Origin of the sequence: Microcoleus sp. B4-D4 (assembly GCF_036705185.1) — a bacterium.
Classification (GTDB): Bacteria; Cyanobacteriota; Cyanobacteriia; order Cyanobacteriales; family Microcoleaceae; genus Microcoleus.
Genome location: NZ_JAUBTX010000005.1, coordinates 22,843 through 40,841, shown reverse-complemented (window position 1 = coordinate 40,841; position 17,999 = coordinate 22,843). Strand labels below are relative to the sequence as shown.

Annotated in this window: 15 protein-coding genes; 8 read left to right on the top strand and 7 right to left on the bottom strand. The window is 46.3% G+C overall.

Translation table 11 applies throughout. The annotated features are described in order from the left end of the window. Positions 1-244: 244 nt before the first annotated feature. Both QUB13_RS06130 and QUB13_RS06125 read left to right on the top strand, forming a co-directional pair. Complete coding sequence (locus QUB13_RS06130; protein ID WP_333379702.1) at positions 245-1,615, top strand: Mbeg1-like protein; 1,371 nt, start codon at positions 245-247, stop codon at positions 1,613-1,615. Positions 1,616-1,835: 220 nt separating this feature from the next. Next, positions 1,836-3,194 carry a calcium-binding protein gene (locus QUB13_RS06125; protein WP_333379701.1) on the top strand — a complete coding sequence of 453 codons (1,359 nt, stop codon included), beginning with the start codon at positions 1,836-1,838 and terminating at the stop codon, positions 3,192-3,194. 110 nt (positions 3,195-3,304) lie between these two features. Here QUB13_RS06125 and QUB13_RS06120 read toward each other — a convergent pair whose 3' ends face one another. Together QUB13_RS06120 and QUB13_RS06115 are read right to left on the bottom strand one after the other, a co-directional pair. Beyond that, positions 3,305-5,101: a sodium:solute symporter family protein gene (locus QUB13_RS06120; RefSeq protein ID WP_333379700.1), complete on the bottom strand. Its 1,797-nt coding sequence runs from the start codon at positions 5,099-5,101 to the stop codon at positions 3,305-3,307. Positions 5,102-5,386: 285 nt separating this feature from the next. After that, complete coding sequence (locus QUB13_RS06115; protein ID WP_333379699.1) at positions 5,387-6,973, bottom strand: Eco57I restriction-modification methylase domain-containing protein; 1,587 nt, start codon at positions 6,971-6,973, stop codon at positions 5,387-5,389. Between the two features lie 151 nt (positions 6,974-7,124). Here QUB13_RS06115 and QUB13_RS06110 point away from each other — a divergent pair, with 151 nt between their 5' ends. From QUB13_RS06110 to QUB13_RS06095, 4 genes are all read left to right on the top strand, one after another. Further along, positions 7,125-7,367 carry a CopG family ribbon-helix-helix protein gene (locus QUB13_RS06110; RefSeq protein WP_333091612.1) on the top strand — a complete coding sequence of 81 codons (243 nt, stop codon included), beginning with the start codon at positions 7,125-7,127 and terminating at the stop codon, positions 7,365-7,367. Beyond that, the gene (locus QUB13_RS06105; RefSeq protein WP_333091614.1) at positions 7,357-7,638 is read left to right on the top strand and encodes a type II toxin-antitoxin system RelE/ParE family toxin; all 282 of its coding nucleotides are present in this window, start codon (positions 7,357-7,359) and stop codon (positions 7,636-7,638) included. The genes QUB13_RS06110 and QUB13_RS06105 overlap by 11 nt, the downstream gene beginning before the upstream one ends. A gap of 150 nt (positions 7,639-7,788) precedes the next feature. After that, positions 7,789-9,375: a family 10 glycosylhydrolase gene (locus tag QUB13_RS06100; RefSeq protein WP_333379698.1), complete on the top strand. Its 1,587-nt coding sequence runs from the start codon at positions 7,789-7,791 to the stop codon at positions 9,373-9,375. 181 nt (positions 9,376-9,556) lie between these two features. Further along, on the top strand, positions 9,557-10,141 hold the full coding sequence (locus QUB13_RS06095) for a Uma2 family endonuclease (RefSeq protein ID WP_333379697.1): 585 nt from the start codon (positions 9,557-9,559) through the stop codon (positions 10,139-10,141). 176 nt (positions 10,142-10,317) lie between these two features. Here QUB13_RS06095 and argF read toward each other — a convergent pair whose 3' ends face one another. Both argF and dusB read right to left on the bottom strand, forming a co-directional pair. Then, positions 10,318-11,238 (bottom strand): ornithine carbamoyltransferase, encoded by a 921-nt coding sequence (gene argF, locus QUB13_RS06090; protein WP_333091619.1) that lies wholly within the window; start codon positions 11,236-11,238, stop codon positions 10,318-10,320. A gap of 219 nt (positions 11,239-11,457) precedes the next feature. Further along, complete coding sequence (dusB, locus tag QUB13_RS06085; RefSeq protein ID WP_333379696.1) at positions 11,458-12,468, bottom strand: tRNA dihydrouridine synthase DusB; 1,011 nt, start codon at positions 12,466-12,468, stop codon at positions 11,458-11,460. 721 nt (positions 12,469-13,189) lie between these two features. Here dusB and QUB13_RS06080 point away from each other — a divergent pair. Both QUB13_RS06080 and QUB13_RS06075 read left to right on the top strand, forming a co-directional pair. Continuing rightward, the gene (locus tag QUB13_RS06080; protein ID WP_333379695.1) at positions 13,190-14,782 is read left to right on the top strand and encodes a glucose-6-phosphate isomerase; all 1,593 of its coding nucleotides are present in this window, start codon (positions 13,190-13,192) and stop codon (positions 14,780-14,782) included. Positions 14,783-14,854: 72 nt separating this feature from the next. Then, positions 14,855-15,568: a response regulator transcription factor gene (locus QUB13_RS06075; protein ID WP_333379694.1), complete on the top strand. Its 714-nt coding sequence runs from the start codon at positions 14,855-14,857 to the stop codon at positions 15,566-15,568. Positions 15,569-15,731: 163 nt separating this feature from the next. Here the strand turns inward: QUB13_RS06075 and QUB13_RS06070 are convergent, their stop codons facing one another. The 3 genes from QUB13_RS06070 to murB all read right to left on the bottom strand — a co-directional run bounded on the left by QUB13_RS06070 (position 15,732) and on the right by murB (position 17,969). After that, entirely contained in the window at positions 15,732-16,226 is a 495-nt protein-coding gene (locus tag QUB13_RS06070; protein WP_333091627.1) for a low molecular weight protein-tyrosine-phosphatase, read from the bottom strand. A gap of 376 nt (positions 16,227-16,602) precedes the next feature. Continuing rightward, on the bottom strand, positions 16,603-16,950 hold the full coding sequence (locus QUB13_RS06065; RefSeq protein WP_194009747.1) for a YbaB/EbfC family nucleoid-associated protein: 348 nt from the start codon (positions 16,948-16,950) through the stop codon (positions 16,603-16,605). Positions 16,951-17,012: 62 nt separating this feature from the next. Then, the gene (gene murB / locus QUB13_RS06060) at positions 17,013-17,969 is read right to left on the bottom strand and encodes a UDP-N-acetylmuramate dehydrogenase (RefSeq protein ID WP_194070034.1); all 957 of its coding nucleotides are present in this window, start codon (positions 17,967-17,969) and stop codon (positions 17,013-17,015) included. Between the last annotated feature and the right edge of the window lie 30 nt (positions 17,970-17,999).

Below are 17,999 nucleotides of genomic sequence, written 5' to 3'. Positions count from 1 at the left end.
GGGCAGCCATGTCAGCCGGCAAAAAGATGCGAGCGCTGACTGATACCAGAGCTACGAAAAATATTAATATCGCTATAAAGGGAGCAATGTATTGACGAATGATAGCCATAACCGCAAAAACTTAATTCTTGAGTTGATTTTATCAATTGTACCATACAAATCTTGTCAGCTATAATGCTGCCATTAGACAATTAGCTCTCAAAAAGAGCGATCGCCAGTACCAACAAACACAAAATATAAGATTATGAGTGCCTCGCCAGCAGTTTATGAAACTCTAGCTAAGTCAATTGTTTTTTTGAATGAAAAGCCCAACGCGCAGAATGACGTGGTGCGTTTCCTGGATACTAACGGCTACTATATCGATCGCATATTCGACGACCGAGAAACTGGATTTTATGCGATCGGCTTCGGTTCCTCCGACTCCCGAAATCCGCCAGTCCTCGTATTTAGAGGTACAGATTTCATCGACGGCGATGCTATGTTTTCCGACTCCCGCGACATCGGCTTACCAGAATTTGAAAAAAACAAAGATAGCATCAAAAGCTGGCTCACAGAAATCGGTCAAGATACTACTAAAAACCCCAGCAAATTATTGCCCGATATCGTCGGTCACAGTTGGGGCGGAGCGATCGCTCAAATCACAGCCACCGAATACACATCTATCACCGGCGACATATTTACTTTCAACTCTCCCGGAGTCTCAACCACTACATTCAACGCTTTTCGGAAAAATCTCAGCAGAGTTGGCAACAAAAATGTCAATCACTACATTGTCAGCGGAGATATTGTCAGCTTGTTTGGCGAAGCATTTATACCGGGAAAAGTATTTATCCAAAATTTTACCGATCCGAGCATTAATCCCTTAACTGTTTTGGCAAAACATCGAACAGAAAATTTATTAAGCGCTCCGCCCGCAGATTTTTTCCAGAGGCAAATTTCCGTCGAAGACTTAAACAAACCCGACTTTGCTTATAACGACAACGACTCCGATTTTAACGAATTTATCGCAGCGCTAAATTTTGCCCTGCCCAGTGTGTCAATAGCAATGAGAAAGAGATCGGGTGTAGAGAGTTTGAGAACAGCACCAGAATTTTCTTTTGTGCAGTTAATCAGAGAAATACAATACGGTTTAGCTCCTCTGCAATCAAATTATTTATTGGGCGACATTCGCAACAATACTGCTACCGGTGGCAAGGGCGAGGATACCATGATCGGCAGCAGAGGTAACGATACTCTCAGAGGAAATCGAGGTAATGACAGCATCACCGGTGATGAGGGTGACGACTTCTTGTACGGCGGCAGAGATAACGATTATTTGGAGGGTGGCGACGGAAACGATTTGATGTCCGGCGAGTTTGGCAACGATATTTTGATCGGCGGTGCGGGGCGCGATCGCTTTGTATTGGAATCCGGCGGCGGAGGCGATGTAATTGTCGATTTTAAAAAGGGTGAAGATTTAATTGCACTATCGCGGGGGCTAACTTTTCCTCTAATTATAGTCCGCCAAGGTGGTGAGGGAGCTGTAATTTCTATCCCAATTACTGGCGAAATTCTGGCTACTCTCACAGGCGTGTCGGCTAGCGAGATTACTCAGTCTGATTTTGTGCAGCTTTAGTGCGATAAAAATTTGTAGTTTGGATATCGTAAAAGCGAGCCAAATTTAGTAAAAAACAAGTAATAATTTTTACTAAATTCGGTTGGCTTGCTTTGTTATTTTGATAATTTTATAATTGCAAAATTGAATAAATTAATATTGTTAATTAATCCAGTTTACAGTAAAATGAATTAACCAGGTTAAAAACTAATTCCCGATTCAAACACAGGAAATAAAAAATATGCCTTCTTCCCCCGCCGTTTACGAAACTTTAGCGAAACAAGTTGCTTACATAGATAACAACCCCCAGTTTCAAACTGTAGTTCAAACTGGTTTGAGCGCTGCCGGCTACCAAATCGATCGCACCTTTGACGATCCTACAACTGGGTTTCACGCGATCGGCTTAATATCCACCACCCCAGACAAACCGCCAGTTCTCGTATTTCGTGGCGTTGACCAACCGCTCGACGAAGTTGCCAACACAGACCCGCGAGGCATCGGTTTCAACCAATTTGAAGCCAACAAACAAGCCCTAGGAAATTGGCTGACAGAAATCGGTCAAAATACAGCAAAAAACCCCAACCGCTTGCCGCCAGACGTTCTCGGACACAGCTTGGGCGGTGCCTTAACCCAGCTAGCCGCCAGCGAATTCACATCTGCGATCGGAGATGTGGTGACATTCAATTCTCCCGGAGTCGATCGGAGCACAGTCAATACTTTTACACAGAAAGCCGGTACCAGCAAAAATGTAACTCACTACATTGTTAGCGGCGACTTTGTGAGTTTGGGAGGAGAAGCTTTTCTGCCAGGAAAAGTTTTTTTACAAACATTTACCAACCCGATTATTAACCCGCTATTAGTTCTAGAAAAGCACACGCAAACAGGTTTATTAACAACTCCTCCTCTCGGTTTTACTCAAACAGAAATTTCTGCAAACCAATTGAGTAGCCCAGACTTTACTTTTACAGATTCAGATTATTTAGAACTGCTAGCTGGCATAGACTTTGTGCTGCCAGAATTGGGAGCATCACTGCAATCGCGCAGCACCTTCGAGCAATCGAGAAACGCTCCGGGAGCCACATTTTTCGGAAACATTCTTACCATCAAAAATGCTCTCAACCAATCTCAAGCTAATTATTTATTAGGCGACGATGCCAATAATACAGCCATAGGTTTTGGCGGCGACGATATTATTATTGGTAACGGGGGAAATGACACTCTCATCGGCAGTCGCAACAATGATATTATCAGCGGTGGCACCGGCAACGATCAGCTATTTGGCGGCAAAGGAGATGATAATTTGGATGGTGGAGATGGGGACGATACACTCGTTGGTGGATTGGGTGCCGATCTCTTAATTAGTGGCAGCGGACGCGACGTATTGGTGTTAGGAGCAGGCGCGGGTACAGACTTACTTATAGACTTTCAAAGCGGCGAAGATTTAATAGGTTTGACCAAAGGTTTGAGTTTCAACCAATTGAGAGTTACTCAAGGCGATGTTTCAACAACGATCGAAATTGCCAGCAGCGGCGAAGTTATTGCCAGTATTCCCGGCATTTCCAGGAGTCCGCTAACAGCTAGCGATTTTATTTCGATTTAATTGGCTGCTGGCTAATCATGCAGGGTGCGCCGCCAGCACCGATTGATTTCGTTTGTAGTGCGGACTCGCATTCCGCACTACAAACCTTGCCGATCGCGCTTCGTTATTCCCTAATCTACATCATCCAGTCCGGGCCTCGGCATCGGTAAAACCTTGATCTTATTTAGCTGTCGCAAACACATCCCGCCGACAACAGCAGCGGTTAAAGATACCCATCCAGTTAGCGGCTGAAGCAGTAAAAATCCGCCGATCGCCAACATCGACCCAAACATTAATACAATCGCCGCTACTACCCGTTTGAGGTCAGTTCCTAAATCTTGAATCGGTTCTAAACCAGTGCGATCGCGCTGTCTTTTCCAACCAGGCCCGCCCGGCCGCACGCGGCGGTAAAATTCATCAAGAGTCTCGTCAGATTCTGCGGGAGTCAGCAGCATCGCCGCGATCCACAGAATGCCAACTGTCACCGTAATAAACATCAAACGCAAACCAAAGTCTTGAATTTGCAAAGCCGGCACCGAACTGGTAGTCAAACCCACCACAAAACCGCCGAGAATTGCTGTCAGTTCCGCCGCTGCATTAATTCGCCACCAAAACCAGCGCAAAATTAACACCAATCCCGAACCAGTACCGATCGCAATTACCAACCGAAAAACCGTCGCCACATCCTGTGCAAAATAAGCCGCCACCGCACCCAAAGCAGTCACAAAAATCGAAGAAAGCCGACCAACCCACACGAGTTCGTCTTGAGTAGCATCGGGCTTGACAAAGCGGAGATACAAATCATTAGTTACAAAGGAAGCGCCCCAGTTAATTGAAGTAGAAACCGTACTCATAAAAGCAGCCAGCAGCGATGCGACTACTAACCCCAAAACTGCAGGCGGCAAAAAATCTAACATCAATTTGGGATAGCCCAATTCCCGGTCTTGTAAATCAGGATAAACTGCGATCGCCACCAAAGCTACAATAATCCAAGGCCAAGGCCGCACCACGTAATTCAAAATATTAAACAGCCAAGCCGACTTTTCCGCCTCCGCTTCATCTTTCGCAGCGATCAAACGCTGAATGAATTCACCGCCGCCGTCGCTGCGCCGCCACGACCACCACTGAACGCCAAGATAAGCTAAAAATGTGCTTGAAGTAATGCCAGCCGCCTCACTCCACCGAAAGCCACCAGACCCAATACTAAAGGGAAAAAATGATAAAATATCCTGTTTTGTAGCCTGCTGTACTGCCGGAATCAGGGCGTGAATTCCGTGAATGCGATCGCTGCTGAGAGCAAAAAATGCTACTAAAACAGCCCCCACAAGTGCCAAAACTAACTGAAAAAAATCAGTAGCAACCACGCCCCACAAACCAGCAAAACCAGCGTAAATTAACACTAAAACACTGATACCGAGAACGCTCAAAAACTTGAGATTTTGTCCCGGTTCAATCCCAAAACCCTGCCAGATTTGCAAAGCATCTACAACTTTCACCGTGGCCAACATCGCGTAGCCGATACCGATGCAGTTGATAGGAACAGCAAACAAAAATGCTTTTGTAGCCCGCAAAACAGCCGCCGTTTTGCCACCGTAGCGAACCTCTGTCAGTTCCGCATCGGTAATGACTTCAGAACGCCGCCACATTTTGGCAAAAACGTACACCATAATAATGTGAGAAATGCCAAAACTCCACCACTCCCAATTGCCAGCAATTCCCCGATTGCCGACTATTCCAGCAACGTAGAGGGGAGTGTCGATGGAAAAAGTGGTAGCCGCCATGCTGCTACCAGCCAGCCACCAAGGAAGCGATCGACCCGATACAAAAAAATCTACCATACTCTTCGACCCTTTGCGGGAGAGATATAAGCCCACCGATAGGGAGAAGATCAGGTAAAGTAGGACAATTAACCAGTCGATAGGTTGCATAGATTCACGTTGAAATGAATTGAGAATTGCAATTATAGGACTTACGCGCACACTCTATCTTTCGGATGCGCTAAAGCCAAAGAAACCGGGTTTTTAACCGAATCTGTGGACGAGTGCGAAAGATTTTTGCAAAAAACCCGGTTTCTGACCACCCGCGCGCAAGTCTTGAATTAGCTATATTGCAGTTGACGCCTAAAACAGTTTACAGTCTTGAGTCTTAATTACCGTATATTTTCCAGAAAATGAGCTGGCAAAAAGTTTAACATGAAGGGCGATCGCCAGACTTTATATAAATCCAGAATTTGCCGCTTTCTGCAGTTGTCTGTCAACAAGTTCATCAATCTCCCGCTGTGTAGGAAATATTTCTCCTATTTGAGCGCCCAATAAAAGTAATTGCTCTAAATTAGGATACTGCAAATTGCGTAAATCAGTAGCATTAACTTGAGTGTGTCCGTTGAACAGCCGGAAAAACCCATCTACCAAACTCGAATTTAGATAAACAGTCAATCCCCGCGCCAGAGTGAGGTCTAATCCGCGTCCTTGTTGGTGAAAGTAATTTAAATGATTTTCAAAACCAACGCTAGAACTATTAATTTTGTGGGAATCCCAAACAACTGCAACAATTCGCTTTTGTTCTTCCTTTGACGAGAAGCGCTTGGTCAAAACATAATGTTCGTTGGGTACGAGGAGTGCAGCAGTTTTTTCGGTGACTGCTAAAGCTTGATGCTTTTTTGTGGCGGTGGGATATTCAACAAACCCAGCCGATAAATGTCCTGGATAAATCAGTGGAACTGCATCTTTTTCTAGTTCTAGCCGCAAGTCAGAACCAACGCGAAAATCTACAACTTTTCCGGTGGAAACTGTTAAACCTAATTCTTTTAGCGTGCAAGTAAATTGAGCCATTTGCTCAACTAATTGCTGGCTGATGGCATCTGGCAAAATCCGAATAAATTGATCGGAATCTTTGGGGTTAACTACATCAGTATATCGTATATTATGACACAAAATTAGATCGTCATCAGCACCGTTACTTGAGGTAATCGTTACAGTATCTGGCTTTTCTATTTGTTTGGTAGCGCGAATAATAATTGTTTCTTGCAAAACAGCATCATCGCGAAATACTTCCTGTCGCGATTCAAAGATATGTATTTGACGTAAAGCCATCATTTGTAGGAAGACTTTACGAAAATCTCGAAAGTATAAACCGTTGCAACAACTGCGGGGAGTAATCGATACTAATTCACCGTTTGGTTTGAGCAAGCTAGCAGCGGCAATCATAAAACCAGTGTAGAGATTGCCGGTTTCTACTCCTATAGAACGCAGTAAAGTTCTGGCTTGAGATTTAGCGTTAATTTTAGCATAGGGAGGATTGATGATTGCATGGGTAAATTCCAGTTTTTTTGAGTTGATAAATAGATTGGGATTCAACATTTCAGCAGTTTCTTGAATGAAGTCTACTCTGCAAATTTGACTGGTAAAGATTATGCCAAAGTTCTGACATTCAATTCTACACAATTCTAAGGTTTGTTTGAGGTAGTCAATCAAAATAATATCAATTTCATAAGCTGTTACCTGCATGGTTTGCGGTTTTTTGGGGCGCTGACAAAGCTCGCAAACAACGGCTGCTATAAGGGAACCAATACCTGCACCTGCATCTAATAATGATATATCGGGAAACTTGAATTCAAACATTCCCGCCATCAAACTTGCTGCGGAGCAAGGTGTCAAGAATTGTCCTTTTTCTCCTCTCTGGTTTTGCTGCAATTTTTGGGTTGCTTCTAACCGCAGGAGGTCTACTCGATCGAGTAAATTGCTGGCTGTTGTGTTGCTGTCGCCCGGAATGGCTAGGGTTGGAAATTGTGGTGCTATCATTTGTTAAGAAAAGTGCGTTAGTGAAGCCCGCCCCTGCGGGGGCTGCGCCAACGAAGAGGATCGCCAGTTTAGTTTATTTTCGTCCCAAATTGGGATCTATAGGCTATCATGGTAGCATTCTAATCTCTTCCCCTAACAGCAAGAGGCAGCCATGAATCAAGAAAATGTGACGTTTCCAATTGATAGCGAAAAAAAAGAGGCGCTGAGGGCGATCGCTACTGTTATGGATCGGGATCTCAGTTATGTTTTGAATGAAGCGATCGCTTCTTATCTGGAGATTTATCAATGGCTGCTAGATGAGATTAACAAAGGTGTTGCCGAGGCCGAAGCTGGAGACTTTGCCGGCGATGATGAAGTCCAAGCAGTTTTTGCCAAATTGACTAATGAAAATTAAGTGGCTGCGACAAGCTTTGCGAAATCTAGAACAGGCTCACGCATATATTGTCAAAGACAATCCAGAGGCAGCAAGGCAATTAATTTTAAGGATTCAGAGTGCTGCAGGTCAACTCGCAGAGTTTCCTTTTACGGGCAGAATTGGTCGCGTAGAATCTACTAGAGAACTTGTCATTTCCAATACATCTTATCTTATCGTCTATCGAGTAAAAGAAGAAAGCGTAGAAATTCTCCGAGTCCTTCACACATCAAGAAAGTATCCAGAAAATTAGGTGATGTTTTCGATCGCCAATTGAGCTTATTTTCGTCCCAACTTGCACCGATGTGCGAAAATGTCAACCGGACTCTCAGACCAAAAGTCCGTAAAAGACAGTTCAACGCTCTCTCACACATTGTTCATGCGTAAACACAAAACATTCTTTTTGTCAAGCCTGTTCGCGATCGGCTTAACAATTAGTTTTCTGCTGATTCCCGGCTGGTTCTCAAACCTCCCAAACCGGGCGATCGCCACACTTCCGCCGCAAACCGCCGAATTTCGGGCTTTCTGGGTGGACGCATTCAACCCAGGCTTCAAAACGCCTCAAGAAGTCACCAAGTTGATTGCAGACGCACAGCGGGCCAATGCTAACGCGATCGTCGCCCAAGTCCGCCGCCGAGGCGATGCTTTTTATACGAGTTCGATCGAACCCCGCACCACCGATCCCAACGTTCCAGCCGGTTTCGATCCCCTCCAAGATTTGATTGACAAAGCCCACGCCGCAGGCATTGAAGTCCACGCTTGGATGGTGACGCTGCCGGTGGTTTCTGGCAGCAAACTTCCCGCCGGTCATGTTTGGCAACAACACGGATCTTCAGCCGCGGGCAGAGATAATTGGGCGATGCTGACTTCCAGGGGGGAATCGCCCGGTTTCCTCGATCCCGGCCATCCAGACGCTTTAGATTATACTGTTTCCGTGTATTTGGACTTGCTGAAGCGCTATGATGTGGACGGCGTACAGTTGGATTACATCCGCTACGGCGGCCCGAATTGGGGCTACAATCCTACTTCGATCGCCCGTTTCAACCAGCAAAACGGGCGCACCGGCAAACCCGCACCCACAGATCCCCTGTGGATGCAGTGGCGGCGCGAACAAGTGACAAATTTAGTGCGGAAGCTTTATGTAGAAGCGATGGCGATTAAACCGCGCGTGAAAATTACCGCCGCCACCATCGCCTGGGGAGACGGCCCGAAAAGCGATCGCGACTGGATGCAAACGCAACCTTACAAAGAAGTTTTGCAGGATTGGCGCGCTTGGCTGGAAGAAGGTATTCTCGACATGGCGATGCCCATGACTTACCAGCGCGAGTACAAACGATCGCAAAAACTCGCTTATGACAACTGGATCGAGTACGCCAAAGACCACCAGTACAACCGCCAAATTGCGATCGGCCCCGGCAATTACCTCAACTACATCGAAGACACTCTCTCGCAAGTCCGCCGCGCCGAAGCCCCCTCAGCGCTTGGAAATCACCTTGCGGGTACTGTCCTGTATTCCTACGCTAGCAGCAACGTTTACACAAACGTCGAACTGCGATCGGGCCGCAGCAGCCGAGATTTGCCCCGCCAGCCTTGGAAATACATCTCCCAAAGCAATGATTGGTTTTATACCGCCCTCTCACAGCCGAGTCAATACGTTGACGGCGCTACGGGCAGAACGGTTGAAACTCAGCCGGTGTGGGCCATGCCGGCAGCGGTTCCCGATATGCCTTGGAAGTCGCGGCCTACTGCTGGGGCGATCGCCGGAAATTTGCAGCAGTGCGAACGAACTTGCGACGGTGCGAGTTTGACTTTGCAGGCGATCGATGCTAGCAGCCAGGTGCGGCAACTGCGTGCCGATGGTAAAGGATGGTTTGGGGCGATCGAGCTTTCGCCCGGTTCATATCAGTTGAAAGTTGATGGAAGTCAGGTTCAACAAACAGTTGATGTTGTCGCCGGTGAAGTAACAAAAGTGAATTTCGCCAGCTTGTAAACTTTCAACTTCTACTCGTTACCAGGCTCTGCCTGGTAACGCAGATCCGGAGGCTCTGCCTCCAATTTCCATAAAAGCTTCCGAGGCAGAGCCTCTAGATATCGGTTTCCAGGCTCTGCCTGGAAACCAGTTTACTGTGGGTTTTACGTTACAATCAAATTATAAATTTATCAATCGAGATATGCTAACAACAGAAGCCCCTTTCACGCTCCGCAAATGGACGGTTAAAGAATATCAAAAACTCGGAGAAATCGGGTTTTTTCACCCAGAGGAACGAGTTGAATTAATTTCAGGAAATATTCTCAAAATGAGTGCCAAAGGAACTGCCCACACTTCTGCCACTAGACGCACTGCGACGCTTCTGCGCGATATTCTCGAAAACCTGGCTGCTGTCTATACTCAAGATCCGATCGCCCTCGATGACAATTCCGAACCAGAACCTGATATCGCCGTAGTCAGAATCGATCCCTTGGACTACGCCACTCACCATCCGACTCCCTCTGAAGTATATCTAATTATCGAAGTGGCAGACAGCAGCTTGGCTTACGATCGCGAAATTAAGGCCAAAATCTACGCGCGATCGGGAATTACCGATTATTGGATATTAAATGTAAATGACAGACAACTGCACGTTTTTCGAGAACCGACTGAAGACGGGTATCAAAGCGAAATAATTCTGGGGGAAAGCGCGAGTATTTCACCGCTGCAATTTCCTGCTTTTAATATCGCAATTCAGCAAATGTTGCCGCCAATTATACTCAATTAAAAAGCTTACTGGTTTTTTTTATTAACCGCAGAGGGCGCAGAGGGCGCAGAGAGAGAAGAGGGAGACAAGTATTTAATCTGTAGCTTTGAACCAGGGGTTTAAACCCCTGGCGGACTGCCGAACTGGCGACATATTTACTGGGGAGATATTTAAGGAATGAAGTCCTTACTACAAACTTAATCGCTTTCTAGAATTCCCGCCAGCAAAGCTTGCTGAGCGTGCATCCGATTTTCTGCTTGCTCCCAAACGCGCGATCGCGAACCTTCAATCACCGCATCCGTAATCTCTTCATCCCGGTGTGCCGGCAAACAGTGCAGTACAATTGCATTGCGATCGGCAAACTCCAGCAATCGCTCATTTACCTGATAAGGCTCAAACAAGGGAATCCTGATCTTAGCTTCTTCTTCCTGTCCCATACTCGCCCAAACATCAGTATAAATTACTTGAGCATTCTTAGCCGCCGCTTCCGCATCAGAAGTTACTGTAACTTCTGTTTTTCCATTAGCAATTGCCTTAGCCTTTGCCACAATTTCAGGATTAGGACGAAAATCTTCAGGACAAGCAATTCTGACATTCATTCCCGTCATAGCACAGCCCAACATCAGGGAATTAGCCATGTTGTTGCCGTCGCCAAAATAAGTTAATGTCACTCCTTCCAGCCTGCCAAAACACTCTTTAACTGTCATTAAATCCGCCAACACTTGACAGGGGTGTTCATCATCTGTCAGCGCATTAATTACAGGAATTTTGGCATAATTTGCAAAAGTTACTAAATCCTTTTGATCGAAAGTCCGAATCGCCAAAATGTCTAAATATCGGTCTAAAACTCTGGCTGTATCGACTAAAGGTTCGCCACGGCTGACTTGCGTAACGTTCGGATTGAGGTCAACAACTTGCCCTCCCAACTTGTACATTGCCACCGTGAAACTCACCCGCGTTCGGGTTGAAGCTTTAGAAAATAACAAGCCGAGAACTTTAGTGCGTTTCAGCTTGACCATTCCCGATTTTAAACTGGCTGCTAGATCCAGCACATAATTTAATTCGTCAATACTTAAATCTGCCAGACTTAATAAATCTCGCCCTTTTAATGAATCCATACTTTCCCCATACACAAATTTCTAGCTGTGTCTTAAATCTAAGCCCGCTTGCGTCGGGTTTTGTTTCTGTTACCGCTGTTTTACTCCGCCCAAAAACGGAGATCTATCCACGTACAAGCGTCGTGGATAGATCGAAATTTTAGACTTTTGTTCCAGATATTAGATCCATCTGTGGAGTAAATCTAAAATCTAAAATCTAAAATCGACTGTGGATCTGGTTTATGCGGGTAATTGTTCGATCGCGCGATCGATCCAATCGCAACCTTGCTCCACCGTTTCTACCACCGCCAACACGCCCCGCAATTCCCCAGCGCCTGGGAAACCTTTAGCATACCAGGTTAAGTGCTTGCGCGCTTGAGACACACCGCTTTGACCTTTATATTCCCACAAAGCCCGCAGGTGTTCTTTAGCACATTCGAGTCGTTCAATTGGTGTCGGAGGTATCTTTTCCACACCAGTTTTCAAGAAATGATCGACTTCTCCCACCAAAAAAGGATAGCCCAAAGTCCCCCGCGAACACATCACTCCGTCAGCACCGGTTTCTTGAAGACACCGCACCGCAGCTTCCACTGAAAAAATATCCCCGTTACCAATTACAGGAATCGATAAAACTTCCTTAACGCGGCGAATCCATTCCCATTTTGCCGGGCCGGTGTAACCTTGCGATCGAGTGCGACCGTGCACAGTAATCATTTTTGCTCCCGCATCTTGCATCCTCTGAGCAAATTCCAAAATATTAATTTCTTGGTCAGTCCAACCGATGCGAGTTTTAACAGTCACAGGAACATTTACAGCTTCCACCACCGCCCGCACAATTGCCTCGGCCGTTTCCGGGTCTCGCAGCAGCGAAGAACCGCCACCGTTTTTAGTAATTTTGTTCACCGGACAGCCCATGTTAATATCAACAGTATCCGCTCCTTCTGCTACGGCTTTCTGCGCCGCTTCTGCCAAGAAATTCGGCCGGCAGTCAAATAATTGAATGCTAATCGGGCGTTCGTTTGGATCGATTTCCATAATTTTTGGCAATTGCTTCACGTAGTGCAAACCCGTAGCGTTGACCATTTCGGTGTACATCATCGAATCCGGGGCGTAGCGGCGCACCAAACGGCGAAATACTAAATCAGTAACACCTGATAAGGGCGATTGCAGGACGCGGCTTTTTACTTCCAAATCGCCTATTTTGAGCGGAGTTGCTAATCTTTCTTTTAATTCTGGAGATAAAGTAAGCATAGTCGATCGCACTTTAATTCTAATATCTGTATATTCTACTACAACTAAGATATTTTTTCAGTTATTAGCCAAATCTTGAGCCGAAGATTGAGCGTTCTCATTTTCAGTAGATTATCCCAAATAACCAAGGAAGGTTCGTAGTGCGGACTTAAGTCCGCTCTTAAGTTGCGTACTCTGGTAGGCGCGCTAACAGTTTTTGTAATGGTAATCGACCAGACATGACATGATATCATTGGCAGCAAATCACTTGTGCTACTGTCATTACAAAACTAATCTCAAGCAATCGCTCTTGCTTGAGATTAGTTTTCTCAGCAGCCGCACAGTTTTGCAATCGCGGGTATGGAGGCGGACATTAGGACAGCGAAAAGAATACTTAACCAGACTGCAATGTCTATTTTACTGCGGGCGATCGCCCGAATTCGAGTATTGTCAAACCAGAACCCAAAGCCGAACCCAGACAACACTTAAATCTATTTGCGGCTATCGCTTGAGTTTATATCTATCTATGGGGCTTAGCCATCAATGGGCGATCGACCTACCAAAAATGCCGCCCAAGTCATATTTTTATTGTTGAATTCTGCCGAACCCAGCCTTTTGCCTTCCTAGGACAAATACTTAAATTTTATTGGGATTCTGCAAAAACTATACATAACATCGTTTTAAACTACAATTGGTTGATTCCCGACGACGATCGAACATTATAAAAATTTTAGAGAATTCTATGGACGCCAAAGCACTCTGGCAACGCTACCAAGACTGGCTTTACTATCACTCTGGATTGGGACTTTATCTCGATATCAGCCGCATGGGATTTGACGACGCTTTCGTAACAGCACTCAAACCCAAATTTGACAAAGCTTTCAAAGACATGGCAGCTTTGGAATCAGGCGCTATCGCCAATCCCGACGAACACCGCATGGTGGGTCACTACTGGCTCCGAAACCCCGATTTGGCTCCCACTCCAGAATTAAAACAACAAATAATTGAAGAAATTGCACAAGTCGAAGAATTTGTCAAGAAAGTTCAAAACCGCGAAATCAAACCGCCCTTTGCTCCGCAATTTACCGACATAATCTCGATCGGCATCGGCGGTTCCGCCCTCGGCCCCCAATTTGTCGCCGAAGCTCTATCCCCAGACATCCCGCCCCTAGCAATTCATTTTATCGACAACACAGATCCTGCAGGGATCGATCGCATCCTCAACAAAATCAAAGACAAACTCAGTAGCACCCTAGTAATTACCATATCCAAATCCGGCGGCACCCCCGAACCCCGCAACGGCACCATCGAAGTTCAAAAAGCCTTCGCCGCCCAAAAACTAGACTTCGCCAAACAAGCAATTGCCATCACCGGCACAGACAGCAAACTAGACAAATTAGCAAAATCCCAAGGCTGGATTGCCACCTTCCCCATGTCAGACTGGGTGGGAGGACGCACCTCAGAACTCTCAACAGTAGGACTTTTGCCCGCAGCTTTGCAAAACATCGACATTCGGGCCATGCTAGACGGCGCTAAAGTCATGGACGAAGCTACCAGAATTCCCGAAATTAAAAACAATCCCGCCGCCCTTTTAGCGATGAGTTGGTATTTTGCCTGCAACGGACGCGGCGAAAAAGATATGGTAGTTTTGCCATACAAAGATTCCCTGCTATTATTCAGCCGCTATTTGCAGCAATTAGTCATGGAATCTATAGGCAAAGAAAAAGATTTAGAAGGCAACACAGTTCATCAAGGAATCGCAGTCTACGGGAACAAAGGCAGCACCGACCAACACGCCTACGTCCAGCAACTGCGCGAAGGCGTACCGAATTTCTTCCTCACATTTATCGAAGTATTGGAAGACAGGCAAGGCATTTCCCCAGAAGTAGAAACAGGTGTTACTTCTGGAGATTATTTGTCTGGTTTGTTGCAGGGAACTCGACAAGCTTTGCACGAAAATCACCGAGATTCAATTACTGTCACAATTCCCCAAGTCACCCCTCGGACAGTAGGAGCATTAATCGCCCTCTACGAAAGAGCAGTAGGTTTTTACGGTTCCTTGGTGAATGTCAACGCCTATCACCAACCGGGCGTGGAAGCAGGCAAAAAAGCTGCCGCTGCTGTATTGGATTTGCAAAAACAGGTACTGCAAGTGCTCACAGATGCTCATGCACCTCTGTCTGTAGCAGAAATAGCCAAACAAGCCGGAAAACCAGAGCAAATCGAGACAATTTACAAAATTCTGCGACATTTGGCAGCCAACGGGCGCGGCGTAGCTTTGGAGGGGAAATTAGCGCAACCTGCTACTTTAACCGCAAGTCACAAAGAGAATTAAACAGTAGAATTAAGAATTAAAAGTGAGTAATTTCACTTTTAATTTTTCATGTTTAATTTTTAATGTCTCCCCATGCCCCTGACGATTCTGGTTGCTGACGACGATTTCGCGACTCGCCTGTCGATTACCGATTATCTGGAAATTACCGGATACTCTGTAATTCCTGCTGAGAACGGCAAAGAAGCTTTAGGGTTGGTACAGGAATTTCAGCCCCACTTGATTGTCACCGACATTACAATGCCCGAAATGGATGGCTACGAATTTGTGCGGCGAGTTCGGACTCGTCCCGCTTTTCGTTTGCTACCGGTGATTTTTTTGACGGAACGCACGAGCACTGAGGAACGGATTCGGGGCTATCAGATGGGGTGCGACAATTTTCTGGCTAAGCCTTTTGAACTACAGGTGTTGGGGGTGGTGATTCGCTCTTTGCTCGATCGCTACGCTCTCATTGCTCAGGCATCTTCTCGTTCGGAATCAGAATCTACGTCAACAGAGGCACGCCACAGAGCCACCAACCACCCTGAAGCCAATTTTTTAACTCAAAAGTCAGAAACTGGCGATGGCTATTCTCCCCGCCAAAATGCTCCGAATTTAACGCAGCGAGAGCAACAAGTGCTAGATTTGCTGACAGAAGGTCTTTCTAATATTCAAATTGGCCTTCGGCTGCACCTCAGTCCCCGCACCATCGAAAAGCACGTCAGCAGCTTGTTCAGAAAAACTGAAAGCAGCAACCGAACAGAACTCGTTCGCTTTGCGATGGAACACCATTTAGTCAGTAATTGGTAATTGGGAATTGGGAATTGGGAATTGGGAATTGGGAATTGGGAATTGGGAATTGGGAATTGGTAATTGGTAATTGGTAATTGGGAATTAGGAATTGGGAATTGGGAATTGGGAATTGGTAATTGGGAATTGGGAATTGGGAATTGGGAATTGTTAATTGTAATTGTTAATTGTAATTGTTAATTGTTAATTGTTCCTGACTGATAACATACTCCAACAAACCCTGCGAAGCGTCCATCAGCAAATCAATTACCCGATCGAATCCATCCGGGCCGCCGTAGTAAGGATCTGGCACTTCTTTCAGGTCGTATTTCTGGCAAAAATCGCACATCAACCGCACTTTATCTTGATATTTTCCCGCGTTGTCGAGAGCAAGAATATTCTGATAATTGTCCCGATCCATCGCCAGAATCAAATCAAAATTTTCAAAATCTTTCCTTTGAAATTGACGGGCTGCGCCTAACAATTCAATTCCTTGCTTCCTCGCAGCCAATGTCATGCGGCTGTCAGGGGCGCTACCAATGTGATAGCCACCTGTTCCGGCGGAATCGCAGGTGATACGATCGCCCAAACCTGCTTTTTCGATTAAGTGATCCATGATATTTTCTGCTGAGGGCGATCGGCAGATGTTTCCCAGGCAGACAAATAGTAATTTAGTCATTAGTTATATAAATTCCGGTTGCACTCATACATGATTGTTGACTGTTGACTGTTGACTGTTGACTGTTGACTGTTGATTGTTGACGGGCGGGTCAAAAAACTGAATTGTTGAGTGTTAACTGTTGACTCGATTTTATTATTCCGATGCAACCGGAAACGATATTATTAGTCATTAGTCATTAGTCATTAGTCATTAGTCATTAGTTATTAGTTCTCGCTTGGGGCTACTAATAACTAATAACATTAATCTTCACAGCCAACTGCCAACTGTCAACTGTCAACTGCCAACTGCCAACTGTCAACTGCCAACTGCCAACAGTTAACTGTCAACTGCCAACTGCCAACAGTCAACAGTCAACTGCCAACTGACCAAGGGCTTAGAAACCGGGGAGATTCAGTCCGCCGGTCAGTTCTTCCATTTTCTCCCGCATCGTAGCCGTAGACTTAGTGTAAGCATCCTGCATCGCCACGGTGACGAGTTCAGAAACCACATCAGCACCTTCACCGAGGGCATCCGGTGCAATTTCGACTCGGCGGGGTTCTTGGTTGCCGCTGAGAAAAACTTTGACCAAGCCGCCGCCGGCAGTTCCCTCAATTTCCATTACATCCAACTCTTCTTGAAGCTTTTTAGCTCCTTCTTGAACTTGCTGAGCTTTTTTGAAAGCTTCAGTCAGTTCTTTCATTTTGCCCAGGCCGAAGCCAAATCCTTGTCCTGATTTTGTCATAATTACTTTGTGATGGTGTGTGGGCTGGCAGTTTGCCGCTTTCGTATTACTTCAATGATGCCTTAGAAAGGGAACTCTCCCAGTATTCTAACTTCTGGCTCCAACAACAGCGACCACCGCTGCTCGACTTGCTGTTGAACGTGGCGGATCACTTGAAAAATATCATTTGCCGTTGCTGACCCGCAGTTAAGAATAAAATTAGCATGGCGCTGAGCTACTTGTGCGCCACCGATCTGATATCCCTTCAGTCCCGCTTGTTCGATGAACCAACCTGCCGTCTTGGGGCCGGGGTTACGGAAGACTGAGCCACAGCTCGGTAAGTGGTAAGGTTGAGTTGTCCGCCGCTGGCTGAAATTTTCATTAGTGACGGCCATTACTTGCGATCGGTCAAATCCCGGCTGCAACTGAAAAGTCGCTTCTGTTACCAGGCGATCGCCCCCTTGCAGCACCGAAGTCCGGTAGCGGTACTCCAACTCTTGGGGAGTCAAAATTTCCACCTTACCGGAGGGGGATAGCAGGCGAGCATTGACCAGAATATCAGCAGTACAGCCCCTGTGAGCGCCTGCATTCATCACCACAGCCCCTCCCACGGTGCCCGGTATACCGACAGCCCATTCTAGACCTTTCCAGCCCCGTTTAGCCGCCAACCAAGCGAGGCGGGGAATTGACTCCCCCGCCCCGGCAGTAACTTGACCTGCTTCTGCATTGAAATGCACTTGCTTGAGGTAGCGAGTGGCGACGACCAAACCCGACAAACCCCGATCGCTCACCAACAGATTAGAACCCGCACCCAACAGAGTCACCGGCACCCCTTCATCCTGTGCCCAGGCAAAACTTGCTTGCAAAGCCTCCATGCTGCGGGGAGCGACGTACCACTGGGCAGGGCCGCCGACTCGAAAAGAAGTCTGGCCAGCCAGCGAAACTTGGGAGTTAATCTGACAGTCAGTTCCCCGCAAAGAAATAGGAGAATACACTCGCCGATAGTCCTTAACAGAGGAGTCATTCGAGATTGTCACCATCTTGAAAATCCTTAAAAATACCTTCGCTCG